Annotated in this window: 19 protein-coding genes, 1 tRNA gene and 1 pseudogene; 16 read left to right on the top strand and 5 right to left on the bottom strand. The window is 47.4% G+C overall.

Annotated elements, in window-relative coordinates; genetic code table 11:
* Positions 1-1,080, top strand: a 1,080-nt coding sequence (locus tag ACESTD_RS09290; RefSeq protein WP_373158820.1) for an RHS repeat-associated core domain-containing protein, incomplete at its 5' end; no start/stop codon positions are given.
* A gap of 329 nt (positions 1,081-1,409) precedes the next feature.
* Entirely contained in the window at positions 1,410-1,682 is a 273-nt protein-coding gene (locus ACESTD_RS09295) for a hypothetical protein (protein ID WP_009037544.1), read from the top strand.
* Positions 1,683-2,009: 327 nt separating this feature from the next.
* On the opposite strand, the gene ACESTD_RS09300 is transcribed toward ACESTD_RS09295, so the two are convergent.
* Positions 2,010-2,408 (bottom strand): DUF2809 domain-containing protein, encoded by a 399-nt coding sequence (locus ACESTD_RS09300; protein ID WP_117601091.1) that lies wholly within the window; start codon positions 2,406-2,408, stop codon positions 2,010-2,012.
* 148 nt (positions 2,409-2,556) lie between these two features.
* Between ACESTD_RS09300 and ACESTD_RS09305 the strand changes: the two genes are divergently transcribed.
* From ACESTD_RS09305 to ACESTD_RS09360, 12 genes and pseudogenes are all read left to right on the top strand, one after another.
* Positions 2,557-2,745, top strand: coding sequence for a hypothetical protein (locus tag ACESTD_RS09305; protein WP_009037546.1), 189 nt, complete (start codon positions 2,557-2,559; stop codon positions 2,743-2,745).
* Positions 2,746-2,818: 73 nt separating this feature from the next.
* Positions 2,819-3,406 (top strand): TIGR00730 family Rossman fold protein, encoded by a 588-nt coding sequence (locus tag ACESTD_RS09310; protein WP_117958627.1) that lies wholly within the window; start codon positions 2,819-2,821, stop codon positions 3,404-3,406.
* Positions 3,403-4,134: a DUF4271 domain-containing protein gene (locus ACESTD_RS09315; RefSeq protein WP_005834068.1), complete on the top strand. Its 732-nt coding sequence runs from the start codon at positions 3,403-3,405 to the stop codon at positions 4,132-4,134. The genes ACESTD_RS09310 and ACESTD_RS09315 overlap by 4 nt, the downstream gene beginning before the upstream one ends.
* A 4-nt stretch (positions 4,135-4,138) precedes the next feature.
* Complete coding sequence (locus tag ACESTD_RS09320) at positions 4,139-4,891, top strand: uroporphyrinogen-III synthase (protein WP_005834069.1); 753 nt, start codon at positions 4,139-4,141, stop codon at positions 4,889-4,891.
* A 184-nt stretch (positions 4,892-5,075) separates the two neighbouring features.
* The gene (gene rnpA, locus ACESTD_RS09325; RefSeq protein ID WP_005834070.1) at positions 5,076-5,492 is read left to right on the top strand and encodes a ribonuclease P protein component; all 417 of its coding nucleotides are present in this window, start codon (positions 5,076-5,078) and stop codon (positions 5,490-5,492) included.
* Positions 5,489-5,710, top strand: a complete 222-nt coding sequence (gene yidD / locus ACESTD_RS09330) for a membrane protein insertion efficiency factor YidD (protein ID WP_005831056.1) — start codon at positions 5,489-5,491, stop codon at positions 5,708-5,710. Before rnpA ends, yidD begins: the two co-directional genes overlap by 4 nt.
* A complete protein-coding gene (locus tag ACESTD_RS09335) occupies positions 5,707-6,372 on the top strand; it encodes a TatD family hydrolase (protein ID WP_005834071.1) in 666 nt (221 codons plus the stop codon). The genes yidD and ACESTD_RS09335 overlap by 4 nt, the downstream gene beginning before the upstream one ends.
* A gap of 107 nt (positions 6,373-6,479) precedes the next feature.
* The gene (gene tyrS / locus ACESTD_RS09340; RefSeq protein WP_005834072.1) at positions 6,480-7,772 is read left to right on the top strand and encodes a tyrosine--tRNA ligase; all 1,293 of its coding nucleotides are present in this window, start codon (positions 6,480-6,482) and stop codon (positions 7,770-7,772) included.
* A 124-nt stretch (positions 7,773-7,896) separates the two neighbouring features.
* Positions 7,897-7,967, top strand: a tRNA-Gln gene (locus tag ACESTD_RS09345).
* A gap of 253 nt (positions 7,968-8,220) precedes the next feature.
* Positions 8,221-8,355 (top strand): annotated as a pseudogene (locus tag ACESTD_RS09350) (5-keto-4-deoxyuronate isomerase); the annotation flags it as partial.
* A 56-nt stretch (positions 8,356-8,411) separates the two neighbouring features.
* Positions 8,412-9,215: a gluconate 5-dehydrogenase gene (locus tag ACESTD_RS09355; RefSeq protein WP_005831048.1), complete on the top strand. Its 804-nt coding sequence runs from the start codon at positions 8,412-8,414 to the stop codon at positions 9,213-9,215.
* 174 nt (positions 9,216-9,389) lie between these two features.
* On the top strand, positions 9,390-10,622 hold the full coding sequence (locus ACESTD_RS09360; protein WP_373158821.1) for a DUF4861 domain-containing protein: 1,233 nt from the start codon (positions 9,390-9,392) through the stop codon (positions 10,620-10,622).
* A 78-nt stretch (positions 10,623-10,700) separates the two neighbouring features.
* Here the strand turns inward: ACESTD_RS09360 and ACESTD_RS09365 are convergent, their stop codons facing one another.
* Both ACESTD_RS09365 and ACESTD_RS09370 read right to left on the bottom strand, forming a co-directional pair.
* The gene (locus tag ACESTD_RS09365) at positions 10,701-11,333 is read right to left on the bottom strand and encodes a response regulator transcription factor (RefSeq protein ID WP_005834075.1); all 633 of its coding nucleotides are present in this window, start codon (positions 11,331-11,333) and stop codon (positions 10,701-10,703) included.
* A complete protein-coding gene (locus tag ACESTD_RS09370; protein ID WP_118274640.1) occupies positions 11,330-13,219 on the bottom strand; it encodes an ATP-binding protein in 1,890 nt (629 codons plus the stop codon). Before ACESTD_RS09370 ends, ACESTD_RS09365 begins: the two co-directional genes overlap by 4 nt.
* Positions 13,220-13,540: 321 nt before the next feature.
* On the opposite strand from ACESTD_RS09370, the gene ACESTD_RS09375 reads away from it, so the two are divergent.
* Positions 13,541-14,437, top strand: coding sequence for a DUF4595 domain-containing protein (locus ACESTD_RS09375; RefSeq protein ID WP_005831035.1), 897 nt, complete (start codon positions 13,541-13,543; stop codon positions 14,435-14,437).
* A 143-nt stretch (positions 14,438-14,580) separates the two neighbouring features.
* On the opposite strand, the gene ACESTD_RS09380 is transcribed toward ACESTD_RS09375, so the two are convergent.
* Entirely contained in the window at positions 14,581-15,237 is a 657-nt protein-coding gene (locus ACESTD_RS09380; protein WP_005831030.1) for a polysaccharide deacetylase family protein, read from the bottom strand.
* Positions 15,238-15,381: 144 nt separating this feature from the next.
* Positions 15,382-18,726, bottom strand: coding sequence for a DUF2723 domain-containing protein (locus tag ACESTD_RS09385; RefSeq protein WP_005831023.1), 3,345 nt, complete (start codon positions 18,724-18,726; stop codon positions 15,382-15,384).
* A gap of 397 nt (positions 18,727-19,123) precedes the next feature.
* Here ACESTD_RS09385 and ACESTD_RS09390 point away from each other — a divergent pair, with 397 nt between their 5' ends.
* Positions 19,124-20,395, top strand: coding sequence for an ATP-binding protein (locus ACESTD_RS09390; protein WP_008662391.1), 1,272 nt, complete (start codon positions 19,124-19,126; stop codon positions 20,393-20,395).
* Positions 20,396-20,401: the final 6 nt, after the last annotated feature.

Consider the following 20,401-nt stretch of genomic DNA (forward strand, 5'->3'; position numbering starts at 1 on the left):
ATCAGCACGAATGCGAACCGCTTCTCGGAGAACGTTACGGGTTATGACAAGAACGGTAACATCAAGAGTTTGCAACGTTATGGCCAGACTGGTGCCAGTGCCTACGGCCTGCTTGATAACCTGACTTACACATTGACCGGTAATCAGTTGAGCTGTGTGGAGGATGCGGTGAGTACCGCTGCATACGGTACAAACACTGCCTTTGTGAACGGTGCAAGCGCCGCAGGGGAGTATGCCTACGATGTCAATGGTAATTTAACGAAAGATTTGAATAAGGGAATTGCCGATATTCAATATAATGTATTAAATTTGCCCAGTACGGTATCGTTCAGTGATGGTAGCACGATTACCTATACTTATGGTGCTGACGGCACGAAACTGAGAACAGTCCATAAGATAGGCAGTACAACCACAACGACTGACTATTGCGGTAATGTGATCTATGAAAACGGTACTCAGAAGTTGTTACTCACAGAAGAGGGTTACATCAACCTGGCCGGTACCCAGCAGTATCATTACTATCTGAAGGACCATCAGGGTAACAACCGTGTAGTGATCAACCAGTCTGGCACTGTGGAGGAAACTAACCATTACTACCCTTTCGGTGGTGTATTTGCCACTGCAGGCAATACCCAGCCTTACAAGTATAACGGCAAGGAGTTTGATACGAAGAAGGGTTTGAATTGGTATGATTATGGGGCGAGACATTATGATACGGCGTTAGGAAGGTTTACGACTAATGACAGATTTGCCGAGAAGTATTATTCGATGTCTCCGTATCAGTACGGGGCGAATAGTCCGGTTGTTAATATTGATGTGAATGGAGATAGTATTAGAATTTGCACTGAAACTCAGTCCTTTGGTCACACATGGATTAGTGTTGGTGAAGGATCTAATATGACTGTTTATAGCTACGGACGATACAATGGAACTAATAAAGGGCCAGATAGAAGCTCTAATTCTTTAGGAAATGGTTCCGGTGTTCTTTTAAAGTTAATGGGGGATGAAGCAAAAGCTTACAATGACAAAAAAAGCAGCTGGTGGAATGTCTGTATTTGTAGTAACAGATGTGGCAGATGAAAAAGTTGCTAATATTTTAGACGAAAAGTTTAATTAATATGTCAACTACAATGCCAGATAATCCTAAAAGTGATTATTATAACAGTTCTTCTGCTCGTATTATTGATGAATATAAGCTGACAAGTAATAATTGTACAACAATGGTATCTGACGTGTTGAATAAAAGTGGGTCAAATGCTCTGAAAGGGACAAGGCTACAACAAACAAGTAATTTGGGAACATGGACTACTATTCCTATTGTCAACAGATTTGTTCTTCCAATATCAATGCAGAATCATTTAGTGAGAATATCCAAACCAGGAGGTGTAGTTTATAAAACAAGATAGATTATGAAATGGCTTAGAATTGTGTTTGTTGCCACATCAATAATTCTTTCATTATTAATTATATACGCAATTATTAATTGTGAAATTAGTTATAAATATGAGATTGAAAATCGATGTGGGGATAAGATTGATATCTTATGGGTTGAGGAGTGGCTAAAAGAAACGATTAAAGTGTGGAAGTTTTTTCTATGCTATGTAATCATTAATATCTTTTATTTAGTAGCTTCTCTTGTCAATAGCCGTAAATCTTCAAAAGAAAAATGCAGTTTATCATAAACAAACGCAGTCTCTTTTGTATTGATAATTAGGCCGTCTTGCCTTGATATGAATTGACTATTTTTATCGTTATCCTAACATCAGATATCCCATATCTTGCATGTTAGGATATTTTTTTGTCATATAACAGTCATACCATTTCTAATGTTGTAACTATCCTCCGTGCCGGGCTACACCCTTTTTTGCAGATGGCTATACCATCGCATAGAAAGGGTGTAGCCATCCGGAGTAAAAGGTGTAGCCTCGTGAAATGTGTCCTACGAATGCTTTTGGCGGGGATAATAGCGGCTTGCATAGAATCTGTGTTCCTTTGTCCGCGTCTTGTTTTTATACTGCTTCATCCGAAGAAGAAAAGGAAGCGCAAGAATCTACGGTGGCAGATAACATTACCCCGACAGTATAACATATCATATCCGACCATAAAAATCCATGCCCGAAGACCAATGCTCCGAGCGTGGTGTTTCGTATGGCATTCGCCCAATCGACCTGGTATAATTGGCTGATTTCTATGCAATAAGAAAACAGTAAGGAGATTGCGGCCACTTTGAGTATGGATGCCGAAGGGAAGAGAAAGCGTAATCCCCAATAGACCATAGCTGCCCAAAGTGTATCGCCAATATACTCTGCAATAAATTTAGGCAATGCATTGCCATATTTCCGGGAAGCAAGTCCTGCCAATATGATGACGAAAGTGACGGTTAAGTAAATCCAACGTTTGTATTTCACATCATGATGTTTTAGGTCCATTGCAAATTTATGGAAAATTGACAGATATGAGTGAGAAGGAAGAGCTTTTTCGTATTTTTTCCTATCGAACGGTCTGTGTAAGGCTATAAACAGAAAAGCAAATGAAGGGCAATACTATGACACGTATATGGCCAAAAATAACTATTGGTACAGCATGCATGAACTGAGCCGCATGGACGATGAAACAGGCGACCCCTTGCCGGGTGACCGGAGACTTGCACCTATTCCCGTCGGATTTACCGTTCGGAGCGGTGGCACCCAATGGCTGTTCGAGAACAGCGTCCGCACCACAAATCCGGAAGAACTTTGGAAATAAGACTCTCTTGTTTCAAATCTCCCCGAAATCATGTACCTTTGTGGCGATACCTAAAAAAGGGTGTGGCAAGATGATGAACAAGATAAATTCCGTATGCGTATATTGTGCTTCGAGCACAAAGATAGATTCCGTTTATTTCGATGCAGCCCGTGAGCTGGGCGCTTTGCTGGGGCAGCGGCAAATTCGCCTGATTAATGGTGCGGGAAATATGGGACTGATGTCCGCTGTGTCCGATGCGGCACTCCGGGCAGGGGGAGAGGTGACGGGCGTCATTCCCCACTTCATGGTGGAGCAGGGATGGCATCACACCGGACTTACCCAACTCGTGGAAGTGGAAAGCATGCACCAGCGGAAAAAGACAATGGCCGACCTGAGCGATGCCGTCATCGCCCTGCCCGGTGGTTGCGGCACCCTGGAAGAACTGCTGGAAATCATCACTTGGAAGCAACTCGGACTGTATCTGAACCCGATTGTGATACTGAATGTCAAGAACTATTTCGACCCTCTGCTCGATATGCTCCGGCAGGCAGTGGACGAAAACTTCATGCGCGTGCAGCACGGTGCCATCTGGCATGTGGCTCAGACGCCGCAGGAAGCCGTGGAACTGATACATACCACTCCCTTGTGGGACGCCTCCATCCGTAAATTCGCTGCAATATGATAGGACTGTTGATGGCTTGTGCAGTAGTGGGGACGGAGGGGATTCCTATCCCATATTCTCCGAGAATGGACGATGGCATCACCGTGGTTCTTTTGTGCTGTTTCTTTCTGTCGGCCTATGTTTTGTCACGCAGCCGCAAGTTCCTGCTGCAGCTGGTGAAGGATTTCCTGCTTCATCGCGAACGTACCAGCATATTTGCCACTTCCACAGCCGCCGATATGCGCTATCTGCTGTTGCTCATCCTGCAAACCTGCATCCTTGTGGGTGTCTGTATCTTCAGCTACTTCAATGATATACAGCCGGAATTGGTACACCATGTGCCGCCGGGATTTCTGCTGGGGATTTACATCGGTGTGTGTCTCCTCTATTTGTGCTTGAAGTGGATGCTCTACTCTTTTCTGGGTTGGATTTTTTTTGACGAAAGTGTTACAACACTATGGCTTGAGTCCTATTCTACGCTACTTTATTACTTGGGATTCGCCCTTTTCCCGTTTGCTCTGTTCATAGTCTATTTTGATTTGAGTTTGCAGCTGACGATAATAATAGGATTGATTTTAGCCTTTTTTGCTAAAATATTGATGTTATACAAGTGGTTAAAGCTTTTTTGTAACAATTTATATGGCGGTTTGCTTTTAATTGTGTACTTTTGTGCCCTTGAAATCATGCCTTGTTTTGTGTTATATCAAGGTGTGATGCAGCTAAACAGTTATTTGATAATAAAATTTTAGGACGTTGAAAATTAAGAAAGTACTTGTGTCGCAGCCGAAACCGGCATCAGAGAAATCTCCTTACTACGACATCGCCGAGAAGTATGGTGTGAAAATAGATTTTCGCCCATTTATCAAAGTGGAGAGCCTTTCAGCGAAAGAGTTCAGACAACAGAAAATTTCGGTATTGGATCATACTGCCGTTATTTTTACTTCGCGTCATGCTATTGATCATTTCTTCCACTTGTGTACAGAATTGCGTGTGACAATTCCCGAAACAATGAAGTATTTCTGCGTGACGGAGGCCGTTGCTCTGTATATCCAAAAGTATGTGCAGTATCGTAAGCGTAAGATTTTCTTCGGAAACACCGGGAAGATTGACGATTTGATACCTTCCATTGTTAAGCATAAGACTGAAAAGTACTTGGTACCAATGTCGGATGTACACAATGATGACGTGAAGAATCTGCTGGATAAGAATAAGATTCAGCACACGGAAGCTGTCATGTACCGTACTGTCAGCAATGACTTTGCTGCAGATGAGGCTTTTGATTATGACATGCTGGTGTTCTTCAGTCCGGCAGGCATCAGTGCCTTGAAGAAGAATTTCCCTGATTTTGACCAGAAGGAAATCAAGATCGGAACATTCGGCTCTACCACTGCCCAGGCAGTCCGTGATGCCGGGCTTCGTCTTGACCTGGAAGCTCCCAGCGTGCAGGCACCCTCAATGACGGCGGCGCTTGACATGTTTATCAAGGAAAATAATAAAGGAAAGTAAAAAGAGTTATGAGTTATAAGTTATGAGTGATTTGCTTATAGCTTGTAGGCATAACAATGGATTTATAAAATTGAGCTACAAGTGGTTGTGCTTTTATGTCGCCAGGTACTTGTAGCTCGTTTTTGTATCGCCCCATAACTTATCACTCATAACTCATCACTCATAACTTATAACTCATCACCCCATGCCAAATACCTTGCGTAAGTCCGAACGGTTGGACAAGAAGAAAGTGATAGAGAAGATGTTTGCGGGCGGCTCACGTTCGTTTTCGGTTTTCCCTTTGCGTGTGGTGTATCTGCCGGTGGAGGAGCTGGAGGCACCCGTTTCCATTCTTGTAAGTGTCTCGAAACGCCGTTTCAAGCGGGCGGTGAAGCGCAACCGCGTGAAACGCCAGATACGTGAAACCTACCGCATGAACAAACACGGACTGCTGGCAGTGTTGACGGAAAAAAAGTGCCGTCTGGCCGTGGCCTTCATCTATCTTTCGGACCAGTTGGTAGACTCTTCTGTCATCGAGGACCGTATGAAGACAGCTTTGGCACGCATTGCCGAGAAGGTAGCGGCAAATGCTGAAACCGAGCAAACTCCGCAGGTGTCATGAAGCGTCTGCTTTCATATCTGCTGCTGCTTCCCATCTATTTCTATCAGAAGTGCATATCGCCCATGATAGGGCCTTCATGCCGTTTTACCCCCACTTGTTCGCAATATGCGGTGGAGGCCATCAAGAAACACGGACCTTTCAAGGGGTTTTGTCTGGCAGTCAGGCGCATTCTGCGCTGCCATCCCTGGGGAGGTTCCGGATATGATCCCGTTCCATGAATATTCCAGTTGACATACATACACACCGGCTTCCGCAAGTACCCGGAACTGCCATTGCAAATTGCTATCCCGAAACGTTCTCTCCACAGAGCGGCGGATGGTATTCGGTGGGGATACATCCCTGGCATATAGGTCGGAGTGGAGGTGAACACTCAGGAGCCGAAGGTGCTGTGGCTAGCAGGGTGTGCGGCCTGGAGGAGTTAGTGCGCCATCCCCAAGTACTTGCCGTGGGCGAAGCCGGGCTGGACAAGCTGGCAGATGCTCCGATGGATTTGCAGGTGGAAGTGTTCAGGTGCCAGGCATGTTTGGCAGAGGAAGTGGGAAAGCCGCTGGTGATTCATCTGGTGAAGGCGGTTGATGAACTGCTGAAGGTGAAGCGGGACTTGCGCCCGTCGAATCCGTGGATAATACATGGTTTCCGTGGCAAGGCGGCGCTGGTGGAGGAATATCTGAAACATGGCTTTTACCTTTCATTCGGGGAGAAATACCAGGAAGCAGCCTTGTGCCGGGTACCTGCCGACCGGCTGTTCATCGAAACGGATGAAAGCGAAGTTTCCATCGGGGAATTGTATGCACGCGCTGCCGAAGTGCGCGGCATCTCTCCCGAGGAGCTTGGAGAAACACTCCGGAGAAATGTCTGCAAAGTCTTTTTTAAACCCTAAGAGTTGTTTCTTCGAATAAAGAGTCGTATTTTTGCGCAGATTAAAATAGGAATCAAACAATTCATAGATAATCACTTAAATAATTAATCAGATAACTTAATCATTCGATGAATTTTGTAGAAGAATTAAGATGGCGTGGCATGCTCCACGATATGATGCCGGGTACGGAAGAACTTCTGGCTAAGGAACAAGTGACTGCATACATTGGTTTCGACCCTACTGCGGACTCTTTGCACATCGGGCACCTTTGCAGTGTGATGATTTTGCGTCACTTCCAGCGTTGCGGACACAAGCCGTTGGCACTGATTGGCGGTGCTACGGGTATGATTGGTGACCCTTCCGGAAAGTCTGCCGAACGCAATCTGCTTACGGAAGAGACGTTGCAGCGCAACCTGGCCGGTATGAAGGCCCAGCTCTCCAAGTTCCTGGATTTTGATTCGGATGCCCCCAACCGTGCCGAGTTGGTGAACAACTACGATTGGATGAAGAACTTCACTTTCCTCGATTTTGCCCGTGAAGTGGGTAAGCACATCACCGTGAACTATATGATGGCGAAAGATTCTGTAAAGAAGCGTCTGAACGGTGAGGCACGTGACGGTCTTTCCTTCACGGAATTCACCTACCAGCTGTTGCAGGGGTACGACTTCCTTCATCTGTATGAAACCAAAGGCTGCAAGCTCCAGATGGGTGGCAGCGACCAGTGGGGTAACATCACCACTGGTGCCGAACTGATTCGCCGTACGAACGGTGGGGAGGTATTTGCACTGACCAGCCCGCTGATTACGAAGGCCGACGGTGGCAAGTTCGGCAAGACAGAGTCCGGAAACATCTGGCTCGACCCGCGCTACACTTCTCCATATAAGTTCTACCAGTTCTGGCTGAACGTGAGCGACGAGGATGCCAAACGCTACATAAAGATATTCACTGCACTGTCCAAGGAGGAGATTGACGCTCTGACGGCCGAGCACGAGGCTGCTCCCCATTTGCGCGTCCTTCAGAAGTGCCTGGCCAAGGAAGTGACTATCATGGTTCATTCCGAAGAGGACTATAACGCTGCTGTGGATGCATCCAACATCTTGTTTGGCAATGCAACTTCCGATGCACTGAAGAAGTTGGACGAAGATACGCTGCTGGCTGTGTTCGAGGGTGTTCCCCAGTTCGAAATATCCCGTGATGCACTGGCTGCCGGTGTGAAGGCGGTGGATTTGTTCGTGGATAATGCTGCTGTATTCGCTTCCAAGGGCGAGATGCGTAAGCTGGTGCAAGGCGGTGGCGTTTCTCTGAATAAGGAGAAACTGGCTGCTTTCGACCAGGTGATTACGACAGCCGACCTGCTGGACGAAAAATACCTGCTGGTACAGCGCGGCAAGAAGAATTACTATCTGATTATCGCCAAATAACGGTAGCCTAAAGAGAAGTAATTAAGGAAATGATGCTTCGGCAGTAAAAATAGCCCCGAAATATTTGGATATTTCGGGGCTTCCTTTTATCTTTGCACCGCTTTTTAACAGAAAGCCCTATGTTTGGACTATGGTGTAATGGTAGCACAACAGGTTTTGGTTCTGTTTGTCCAGGTTCGAATCCTGGTAGTCCAACTACGATACAGCTAATTGCAGCTAAAAACCCACTAAAATCGCAAGTTTTAGTGGGTTTTTTTGTTATTCTTTCCCCCTCTTGTTGGCACTATAGGTATAGATTTTTTCTTTTTACGAATCTTTGAACGATATTGCTATATAATTGACACAAATTTATACGGTTTCTCCATTTTCTTTTGTTACATTTGCATCGTGTACGCAAACGATGTGTATTTGATGGCTGAAGTTATAACCTATTAAATGTAGTGCAATCATGAAAACGAACTATGAAATTCGCTATGCTGAGCATCCCGATGATGTGAAAAGCTACGATACGAAAAGCATTCGCTGCGATTTCCTTATAGGGAAGGCATTCTCCCAAAATAAAGTTTCCATTGAGTATAAACTACTTGCAAATCGTACATAAATAGAATATCACTTATTTAAACTTAATAATTTAACGTTATGAATCCGTATTTGAATTTTTCTTTGGAAGGTAAAGTAGCCCTTGTTACAGGTGCTTCTTATGGTATCGGTTTTGCTATCGCTTCAGCTTTTGCAGAGCAAGGAGCAACTATCTGTTTCAACGATATCAACCAGGAGTTGGTAGACAAAGGCTTGGCTGCCTATACTGAAAAGGGTATCAAGGCACGCGGTTATGTATGTGATGTGACAGACGAACCTGCTGTTCAGGCCATGGTAGCCCAGATTGAAAAGGAAGTAGGCTCTGTTGATATCCTCGTAAACAATGCCGGCATCATCCGCCGTGTTCCTATGCACGAGATGGAGGCTGCTGACTTCCGTCGTGTAATCGATATCGACCTCAATGCTCCGTTCATCGTATCAAAGGCTGTTCTGCCTGCCATGATGAAGAAGGGCCACGGTAAAATTATCAATATCTGCTCTATGATGTCCGAACTGGGTCGTGAGACTGTGTCGGCCTATGCCGCTGCCAAGGGTGGCTTGAAGATGCTGACTCGCAACATCTGCTCTGAATATGGTGAATATAACATCCAATGTAACGGTATCGGTCCGGGTTACATCGCTACCCCGCAGACTGCTCCGCTGCGTGAAAAGCAGGCCGACGGTAGCCGTCACCCGTTCGACTCGTTCATCTGCGCCAAGACTCCGGCAGGCCGCTGGCTGGCTCCGGAAGAACTTACCGGTCCGGCAGTGTTCCTGGCATCGGAAGCCTCTAATGCGGTAAACGGTCACATCCTCTATGTAGACGGAGGTATCTTGGCTTATATCGGAAAGCAACCGAAATAAATTTAAGGATAATTGAGAAGGTGATAAAGTGGCAGGATAATGTCACTTGTCACCTTTTTCTTTTGGGCGCGGATTACGCGGATTTCGCGGAAAGGATAAGGAAAATCCGTATAATCCGCGAAATCCGCGCCTAAAAGAAAGTTATACAACTGATTAGGAAAAAGCAATGATTATATGAGAAACTTTCTTTTATTATGTATGGCGGCCCTCTGCTGTCTTGCTTGCAACGATAGCAAGATAGTGACTGTTACGGTAACCAATCCGTTAGCGATGGACCGTTCCGATGAGATGGTAGAGGTGTCCATGACCGAAATCTCAAACCTTCTGAATCTGGCAGACACCGCACAGATTGTGGTTCTGAATGTCGAAGGGGAGCAGGTGCCTTACCAAGTGACCTACGATGACAAATTAATCTTCCCTGCGACGGTAGCTGCCAATGCATCGGCTGCATATACCGTCCAGGCCGGTACTCCCGTCGATGTGGAGGTAAGGGCTTGTGGGCGGCAGTATCCCGAACGTCTGGACGACATGGCCTGGGAGAACGACTTGGTAGGCTTCCGTGCCTACGGTCCTGCATTGCAGGCAAGGGGTGAACGCGGTTTCGGCTACGACTTGTTTACGAAGCGAGGCACTGCTGCACCGGTACTGGAAGACATGTATGCCAAGGAACTGGATGCAGACTCCTGGAAGCAGGTTAATGAATTGCGCAAGACAGACCCGAAGGCAGCCGATGAGCTGGTACGCACATTCTCCTATCATATAGACCACGGTTATGGCATGGACTGCTATGCAGTAGGTCCAACATTGGGAGCCGGAGTGTCTGCATTGATGGTGAATGATACCATTATCTATCCGTGGTGCTACAAGACGCAGGAGGTGCTGGACAACGGTCCGTTGCGCTTCACCGTGAAGCTGGAGTTCAATCCGTTGGCTGTGAAAGGGGATACTGCGGTGGTGGAAACACGTCTGATTACGCTGGATGCCGGTTCTCATCTGAACCGTACTGCCGTTTCGTATAGCAATCTAAAGGAATCTTTGCCCATTGTTACCGGTATTGTGCTGCACGAACCGGACGGTGCTGTGGTGGCTGATGCCGCCGGTGGCTATATGACGTATGTAGACCCCACTACCGGACCGGATAATGGCAAGATATTTATGGGGGCCGCTTTCCCTGCCGTTGTGAAGGAAGCCAAAACCGTGCTTTTCCCCATAGAGGAGAAGAAGATACGTAACAATGCGGACGGTCATGTACTGGTTGTCAGCGACTATGAGCCGGGCGCTGACTACGTGTATTACTGGGGCTTTGCCTGGGACCGCGCGGACATCAAGACTGCTGAAGCCTGGAACCGATACATGGCTGATTTTGCACAGAAGGTGCGCAATCCGATGACGGTGAGTATCCGCTAAGTTGATTTTCTTCCTTTTCAGACGGAGAAGATTGAGAAGTTGGAGGTTTGTAACTGTCCGGACGAATGACAAATGTTCTCAGAATAAGCTCTTCCCCTTGTAGACAAGTTCTGCAACGTTTTTGGCCTCCAGTTTTTCCATCAGGCGCTTCCGGTAAGTCTGTATTGTATTGATGCTGAGAAATAGTAATTGGGATATTTCAGAAGTGCTCAGTCCTTGCGAGAGATAGGCGAGCACTTCTTTTTCACGTCTCGACAATTCGGGAAGTGCATGTGGTAGGGTGTTTTGTTTTTCCTTGTCCAGTTCGCTGAAAACATTGCTGAAGTATCTGGTTCCGTTTTTCAGTGTACTGATGGCGTCTCTCAATTCGCTGGTGCTGGCATTTTTTGAAACAGCTCCGTTGATGTTTAGGGTGGATAATTTGGCTATGATCCAAGGTTCTTCATGCATGGTATAGATTAAAATGCCGCATTCGGGTATCCGGCTGTGAAGGTGGGATATGAGTTGGAATCCATTCATATCCGGTAGTTCAAGGTCAATGATACAAAGGTCGAATCTCTCTTTGAGGGTCAGTTGTTCCACGTCTTTTGCACAAGTGGCTCCTTTGCACGTCACTTCTTCGAGTTGCGAGGCCAATGCGATGATGCCTTCAGCAACAATCGGGTGGTCATCTATTACCAGTATTCTGTATGTTTCTTTGTTTGGTTTCATTCGTTTATGTTAAGCAGTAGGGTGAAAACGTTGTTTTCTGTTGACGAGCATACATTGGCGGTAGCGTTGATGGCTCTGATACGGTCGTTTACGGTGCGCAATCCTATGCCGTCATTGTTGTTTGTTGCTGTTTGTTGCTTGTTTGCATTCTTACCGTTGTCTGTAATTTGCAGGGTATATTTATTTTCATTGTCGGCACGGAGACTGATGACTATATGACTGGCTGAGGCATGTTTCACGATGTTCATGGTGAGCTCTTGTACGATGCGGTACAGCTCATAAGCGGTTTCATTGGGAAGATGGCGTGATGCGTTGTTCTCCGTTGGATGATAGCTGACCTCTATGCCGGTGTTCTCGGTCAGTTTGGCAGCATAACGGTCGAGTATCTGGTCTAGACTGAGATGCTCGAATTCGGGAGGCATCAGTTCGTGTGAGATATTCCGCACGTTGTTTCTCAGTTTGCTGACGAGTGAGGCCAGTTCCTGCTCATTCCCTTTGCCGGCAGAAGTTTCTATCTTCATTTGCAGCCCCAGCAGGTCGTTGGCTATACCGTCATGCAGTTCCTTGGCAAAATATTTGCATTCCTCTTCCAACCCTTCAATGTAGCGGCGTGCCGAGTTCAGTTCGTTTTCTTGCTTTAGCAGTTCAATCTTCTTTTCGGCCATTCGTTTCTTGTGGCGGAGCGTCAACAAAGTAATGAGAGCAAGACCAGACAGAAGGGCTACAGCAATGGAGGCTTTTAGCAGGAAGGCTTGGTGTTCCAGTTGTTCTTGTTGCAGGTGGGCTATCTCCAATTCCTTTTCTTGTGTGTGATATTTCACGTTGAATTCTGCCATTTGTTGCGTCAGATTGTGCTGTGCCAGCGTATCAGTCCACATGCGGGCACTATCCATATAGGTGTAGGCCAGTTTGGGGTTTCCCAAGGCATCGTAGCATCGTGCCATTTGTGTAAATAATGTTTTGGGCTCGGTACCGGTTTTCCGGTTACGCAGCCAGTGGAAGTCCTTCAAGGCGCGGGCATAGTTTTTGCGGTTTGTTTCGGTGGCTGCCCTCGATTGTATGAATCCTATGGCAGCGATGGAGTTGGATGGTACCCGTTGTAGTAGTTTGTTCCCCAATTTCAAGTAGTGGTCTATGGAATCGGGTTGTTCTTTTCGTTCAAAGAGTCTCAGCATGCCGGGCAGGCAGCGTATCTTCCATAGGTCTTCGTTTCCCTCTCCGTGGCAGGCAATGTTCCAGGCTTTGCGGTTGGATTTTTCAGCATCATCCAGCTTGTTCAGTTCAGCCTTTATGGTTGCCCTGATTTGCCAGGTGGTGAAGGCTACGAATGGGTCTTCGGTTCTGGCGGCATGTTCGGCGGCCATGTCGGTATACTTTTCGGCTTCGTCCAGCTGCCTGATATTGAAGTATAGGATGGACACATTGTTGCAGATGTGGGCTATCCAGCTTTCGTCCCCATATTGCAAGGCACTGTCCAGTGCTTTATTGTAATAGTAGAGTGTAGAGTCATTCATTTGGTGCTGACGGTAGAGGAGGCCCAAATCGTTGTATACGCTGATGTGCTTTTCCAAATCATCTATCTGCGGCAGGTAGGGGAGCACATTTTTTTTCATGGCAAAGGCTTCTTCTGTCTTTCCCACATAGACCAGCAGTGTGGCTTGTTCGTTCAGCAAGATGGGATACATGAAGGAGTGCTTTACGTTCCGGGTGGCAAAGGCGCTGTCGAAGCTACGTTGCGCTTCATCGTAGTGTCCTTCTTCCATGAGATTGGCTGCCCGGTTGTAGAAGTGTGCCAACAGAGTGTCTGTTGGTATTTCTCCGGCGTGAAGCAGGATAGTGGTTAAAGAAAAGAGGAGTGATAATAGCTTAGTATGGCGTACCCTCATATCGGTATATTTTAGTGGAATTCAATCTGTGCTTAGTTGTTGCAAATATACGTCTTATTCATTTTGCTTTTTATTGGAGATGCTGAATTTTTTCTGTATGTGGCTGAAAAATCACCTTTTTCAGTGACAAGGAGTGAAAGGAAAAGTTTATTACTTTGCAAAAAATATTAAGCTTTGTCTGGGAATGATAAATGGCCAAAAGTATCTGTCCGGGTTTGAATGGCAGAGTCTTGTTGTCGTGAGATACGGACGGCATTCCTTATACTTTTGTTATTATGGATTTTCCTTAGAGGGATGGGGATAAAACAAGATTTGTAACTTATGAAAATGTTTAAAATGATGGCTGCCTCCATGTTGGGTGTGGCGTTGTGCTTGGGATTCACTGCTTGCAGTGACGATGACGAAAATGAGAATGGTGAGGGTGGCGAAAACACCGCCACTGTGGTCAATCCTTCGCAAGTGTTTACGGGAGGGCTTCCGAAGTCGGTTTCGGGCATGGCGATTTCTCACAATGAAGAAGGGCTGGTGACGAACATTACAACTGAGGATGGGGATAAAGCCGTCTTTGAGTACTTTCCCGCTACTACAAAGGCAGATGTTGCAAAGGACCGAGCAAGAATCACCGTGACGGATGAAGAGGGCGATGTTACAGAACTGAACTTGCAGCTCAACAGCGATGGTTATGTGGAATTTTGCAACTCAATAGACCACGCTGGTACTCCCGATGCCGATGAGTTTACTTGGGAGATGGAATACGACACTGAAGGCCATCTGGTTGTAATGAAACGCTCTGAAAGCGATGGTGAAATAACGAACATCACCTATAAGGATGGAGATGTGGTGAAGACTTCCACACGTTATGTAGCTAGTGGGGATCTCAATGGTGACGGAATTATCGACAGCAATGACGAGTGGGAGTATAGTGCTGCCATAGACTATACGACGGATAATATAACAGCTCCTATCGAGAATAAGGGCTGCCTGATGTTGTTTGATGAAATACTGGATGTGGATATGGACGAGATGATATATGCCTATTATGGAGGTATGCTTGGTAAGGCTACGAAACATCTGCCGCTTGTAGGGCATTATACATACAATGGCGAGGACTCTGTGTCCGATATGTATTTTACATGGACATTGAATTCCGACAGTTATCCTACGGAACTGGTTGTAAAAGACCAGTGGGATGAATACAGATGTACATTTACTTGGTAATTATAAAACATCTGTTTATTCTTGTGGAACAGGACATGAGCCTATAAAATGTAAGGGGTTGCCTTTTGCCGAGACAACCCCTTCTTATTTTATGTGGAATTTATTGTGACAGCAGATGTTGGTAACTTTCTGCTGTTTCAAGTTTATAATACTTTGAATTCATATCCCTCTTCCTTCAGGAAGTCAATGGCGCGCGGCAATGCGTACTGCAGGTTTCCGTTGCACCAGGATTTCAGGGAATCGTGGAAGGTGATGATGGAGCCGTTGCGGGCGTAGCGCATCACGTTGGCAAGCACTTGCGGACCGCGCAGCTTCTTGCTGTAGTCGCGGGTCACGAGGTCCCACATCACAATCTTGTAGGTTCGTTTCAGCGTGAGATACTGGTTGGCGAACATATGGCCGTGGGGAGGGCGGAACAAGAGAGGGTAGAGAACCTTCTCCACATTGCAATTGATGTCCCCACCCATTTCCATGAAAATCTTCGCCTGTTCGGTATTTCCCAGATAATTCTTGGCCGTGTATTCAAATCCACGGATATGGTTGAAGGTGTGGTTACCGATGCGGTGCCCACGCTCAACGACCATCCGGAATTCGTCCGGATGCTTCCGTATGTTGTCACCTACCATGAAGAAGGTGGCTTTGATGTTGTGCTTATCCAGCAGGTCGAGCACCCAGGGAGTTACTTCGGGGATAGGGCCATCGTCGAAAGTCAGATAAACGGCTTTTTCATTGGGGTCCATCCTCCAGACTGCACCGGGATATAGTTTGCGAAAAAACTCAGGAGGTTGTTCTATAAACACGTGATTAAGGATTAAGGGATTAGGGATTAAGGATTAGGGGTTAAGGATTAAGGATTAGGGGTTAAGGATTAGTTATTAATGATTAGTGATGAACTGCACAGGCTAATCCCTAATCCTTTAATCCTTAATCCCTAATCCTTATTCTCACTCCTTCATTCTGTCCACATACATATTATACAGTTCTTCCACCTTCGGCTCGTAGATTTCGGCGAGCTTGGAGTTGTACTTCTTCATGGCCTTCACCTCGGCATCGAGTACAGCCCAGTGGTATTCAAATTCACGGGTAGAAATCATGAAGCGGTTGTCGTCCAGGCTCAGATACCAGGTCAGGTACTCTACAGCCTTGTCAGCAAGGGCTTTCATCATCTCGTCCGCCTTGGCGGTTTCGCCCAGTTGGTAGTAGGCTTCCGCCATCTGTACGGCACCGTTCTGCCAGTCGTAAGGCACGTTGTAGGCGGGAATCATCTTTTCGGCATAGTCCAGGGCGGCTTTTGCCTTGTCTTTCTTGCCCTCACGCATCAGCTGCTGCACGAGTTGGGAGAAGATGCGACGGTGAGAGTGACACATGCGCATGGCGTTCTCGTCGATATAGATGCCCGGCTTGTCGATGCCACCGAACTTGAACTTGTTCATCAGGTTGTCGTACATCTTTTCGGAGTCTATTGTCACGCCCGTCTTACTGGTGTCGAACGGAGTGAAACGATAGGCAAGACCTTCCTGAACGAAGTGGTTCTCCATGTTCAGCTGGTTCTCCCTGCCTACGCTGACAGCGATATAGATGGGGCGTTCCCAGTTGGCCTCGCTCAGCATTTCGAGCATCATCAACTCGCTCTTGTAGAGGGCGCGTTTGCCTTTCAGCGAAATGTGCATGTAGTCGGGGATTGAGTCGCCCGGTATCATCATGCCGCTGCGGCGCACGGCTTCCTTGTCTACCTTGATGACAATGCTGTCGGTAGGAATCACCTTCAAGTCCTGATTCTTGTTGCGCACCCAGTTCTTGAGGATATTCTTTAGCTCATACGGGTTGTCACCGAATTCTTTCTTTACATTGACTAGTGCTTCGGGATTACCGTCCAGTGCCTGCTTCTCGGCTTCGGCATAGAGCTGGTCGATGCTTTTCTTGTACTCAGGCTGGATGGGGACGTATTCGTTGGTGCCTTCTACGTACTCCATACGGTCCCAGGTGATGGGGAGAGAAGGACTGTCGTAGGCGGGGCGCTTCATCTGGTCGATGTACCAATCGGTCTGCAGGTACGAGAGGTTGCAGGTACGGGCGTCGGTACGGAAACCTTCGGTCTCCTGGTTGTACCAGAGGGGGAAGGTATCGTTGTCACCATTGGTATAGATAATCGGGTTGCCGCTTTCTTGCAGGGACATCAGGTAGTTCTGGCCGAAGTCGCGTGCCATGTAGCGGTCGCTGCGGTCGTGGTCGTCCCAAGTCTGGCTTGCCATCTGCACGGGGACAAAGAGGCAGGCTACGGAAACGATGGCGGCAGCAGGCAGTTCCTTCATCTTGGCATAGTCTTGAAGCAGACGGACGAGTCCTGCCACACCCATACCAATCCAGATGGCGAAGGCGTAGAACGAACCGGCGTAGGCATAGTCACGTTCGCGCGGTTGGCTCGGAGTCTGGTTCAGGTAGAGCACGATGGCAATACCGGTCATGAAGAAGAGGAAGAAGACCACCCAGAATTGCTGGATGCCTTTCTGCCCACGGTAGGCTTGCCATAGCAGGCCGATGATACCCAGCAGCAGGGGTAGGCAGTAGAATACGTTGTGTCCCTTGTTGTCTTTCAGTTCCTGAGGCAAGAGGCTCTGGTCGCCCACCAGCCAGTTGTCGATGAACGGGATACCGGTAATCCAGTTGCCGTGTTCAATTTCTCCGCTGCCTTGTATGTCGTTCTGGCGTCCGGCGAAGTTCCACATGAAGTAGCGCCAGTACATCCAGTTGAGCTGGTAGGAGAAGAAGAACTTGATGTTTTCCCACTGTGTGGGCATGTTTACCATAATCATGTTGCCGCATTTGTCATAGGGCACATCGTAACCCTTGATGTCCTGCCAGGCATGGTATTGTTGTGTATGGGCACTGCTGTACATACGCGGGAACAGCATGTTCTGGGCGTATTCGTACTCAATGCGTCCGGGGATTTCGATGTACGAATCCTTTTCGTCGGGCGTAGCTTTCTCCTTGCGGATGAACTTCGTGCCGTTGTACTTGATGCGCGGTTCGCAGTAACCGTCTTTCACGTCCAGTGCCACTTGCGAGGAGAAGGCAGGGCCATAGAACAGCGGGCGTGTGCCATACTGCTCGCGTCCCAGGTATTCGCCCAGTGTGAAGATGTCTTCCGGAGAGTTCTGGTCCATCGGCGTGTTGGCGGTGGAGCGGATGACGATAAGTGCATACGAGGAATATCCGATGACAATCATCATGGTGCAGAGCAGCGAGGTGTTCAGCGTGCGTGCCGATACGCGGAATTTCTCTTTGACGGCTGCCTGCGTCTTCGGACGGAGGTAGAGCCACAATGCGGCAATGACAATGACACCGATAACTACCGAGCTGGTACCGTGTCCGTAGAACGGGATACCCAGCATGGCGATGGTGAGTATGAACGAGAGTGCCATACGTGCCTTGTTGCGTTCGGTATAGCTTTCGTAGATACCCCAGATGAGGCAGGCTGCCAACAGGATGATATATACGATGACACCCGTGTTGAAGGACATGCCCAGCGTGTTGACGAAGAGCAGTTCGAACCAGCCGCCCACTTTCACGATACCCGGCACGATGCCGTAGAGTACGGCTGCTACCAGTATGCCCGAAGCGAGCAATGCCAGCAGGGAGCCTCGGGCATTGGCGTTGGGTACTTTCTTGTAGTAGTATACCAGTACGATGGCGGGCAGGCAGAGCAGGTTCAGCAAGTGCACGCCGATACTCAGACCGGTCAGGTAGGCAATGAGAATCAGCCAGCGATCACTGTGAGGCTCGTTGGCAACGTCCTCCCATTTCAGTATGAGCCAGAATACGACGGCAGTGAACAGTGAGGAGAAGGCATACACCTCGCCTTCCACAGCGCTGAACCAGAAGGTATCGCTGAACGTGTAGGCAAGTGCGCCCACCAGACCGCTACCCATGATGGTGACCATCTGTCCGCGTGTGATATTGTTTTCGTCTGTCACCACAAGTTTGCGTACCAGGTGCGTGATGCTCCAGAAAAGGAACAGGATACATGCGCCGCTCATCAGCGCGCTCATGTAGTTCACCATCTTGGCAACGGTGGAGGCATCGGAAGCAAATTGTGAGAATAGGTTGGCTACCAGCATGAAGAACGGTGCGCCGGGCGGGTGTCCTACTTCCAGCTTATAGCCGGTGGTGATGAACTCCGGGCAGTCCCAAAAGCTTGCAGTAGGTTCGATGGTCATGCAGTAGACCGTCGCTGCAATGAGGAAGGTAATCCAGCCTACAAGGTTGTTTACGGTTTTGTACTGTTTCATTCGGATGAAATTCGTTATTATTCAGTTTTGTTTTTTACAAGCTGTTTTGCCATCGCTTAGTCAACGTATTGGCATATATGGGCGCAAATATAATGATTTCGCTTCTAAATAGGTGACAATAAGCAGCATTATTAGGATAGGTTAAGGGATTTGCTGCATCTATAGATGCAGCACGGTGGAAGTATAGATGCAATAATGATGATTCTATAGAGGGAATATCCGGCCGATAAAGGGGGATGCGGAAAGGAAGTATCCTCCTTGCTTGTCTAAATGAATCTTTCGTTTATAATCGAAATTCTTGCCTTTTTTGCAAACTTTTTAGGTTATGGACGAAAGAATTGATGGAAATGTCCGTTTATAACCGAAAATTGTTATCTTTGCAACTAAAGTTTAGGTTATGGACGAAAGAATGGATATACTTAGGAAGTACAATCTCTGGACAGAAGGAGATTTTGACTTCGGTTTCATGCGGGTAGCTTATACCGGCAGAATCATGGACTACGTAGGTAATCGTCTTGTAAAGGTGCTTATCGGTCAGCGGCGTACCGGAAAAAGTTATGTGTTGAGACAGATAGCAAGGGAACTGATAAGAAACGGTGTCCCTCCGCAGAACACCTTGTTCATCAACCGGGAACTGAGCGACTTTGCTTTCTTGAAGATTCACAAGGATTTGGAAGAGTTGGTGGCGCTTTATAAAAGCGAACTGCACCCTCAGGGAAGGATATATATTTTCATCGACGAAGTGCAGCTCATCGAAGAATGGGAAAAGTCGGTCAATTCTTATTCGCAGGACTATACCGAGGAGTACGAGCTCTTTATCAGTGGCTCCAACTCACGGATGCTGTCCGGTGAGCTTGCCACGCTGCTTTCCGGGCGATACGTCCAATTTCCGATATATCCCTTCAGCTATCAGGAGTATACAGAGATAAGGCATCTGGAACAGAACCGTGAGAGCTATATGGGCTATATGAATACGGGCGGAATCCCGGAACTTTTTGTCTTGCCCGAAAAGCAGGAGGTGCAGCGCAATTACTTGTCTGCCTTGAAGGACACCATCTTGCTGAAGGACATCATCCAACGCTACAGCATACGTGACCCCCGACTGCTTGAGGACCTTTTTGCGTTTCTTGTAGGCAATGCCTCTAATTTAGTGTCCATCGGCAACATCGTGAACTATTTCAAGAGCCAGGGCCGGAAGACGAGCTATGATGCTGTGGCTGCCTACATAGGCTATATCGAAGACTCGTTCTTGGCGTATCGTTGTGAACGCTTTGACTTGCGCGGAAAGGAAATACTGTCCGGTACGGCGAAATATTACATCAACGACCTTGCCTTTAAGAATTTCCTCTATCCCGGAACAGCCTATGGTGTGGGTTATAAACTGGAGAATCTTGTCTATCTGGAGTTACTCAGGGCAGGCTATGATGTCTATACCGGATGTGCCAAAGAGAAGGAAGTGGATTTCGTGGCACGGAAAGGCGACCGCACGGTTTATCTGCAATCCACTTATATGTTGGTTGACGAGCAGACGATGCGTCGTGAGTATGCTTCGTTGGAGTCGATACAAGATAATTATGAGAAACTGGTTGTTTCGCTTGATGATTTCTGTCTGCCATCCAATGAAGGAATACGGCATGTGTGGGCGTGGGAACTGCATGGGTTGTTATAAAAGGTG

The organism is Bacteroides sp. AR20 (genome assembly GCF_964250605.1).
Classification (GTDB): domain Bacteria; phylum Bacteroidota; class Bacteroidia; order Bacteroidales; family Bacteroidaceae; genus Bacteroides; species Bacteroides uniformis.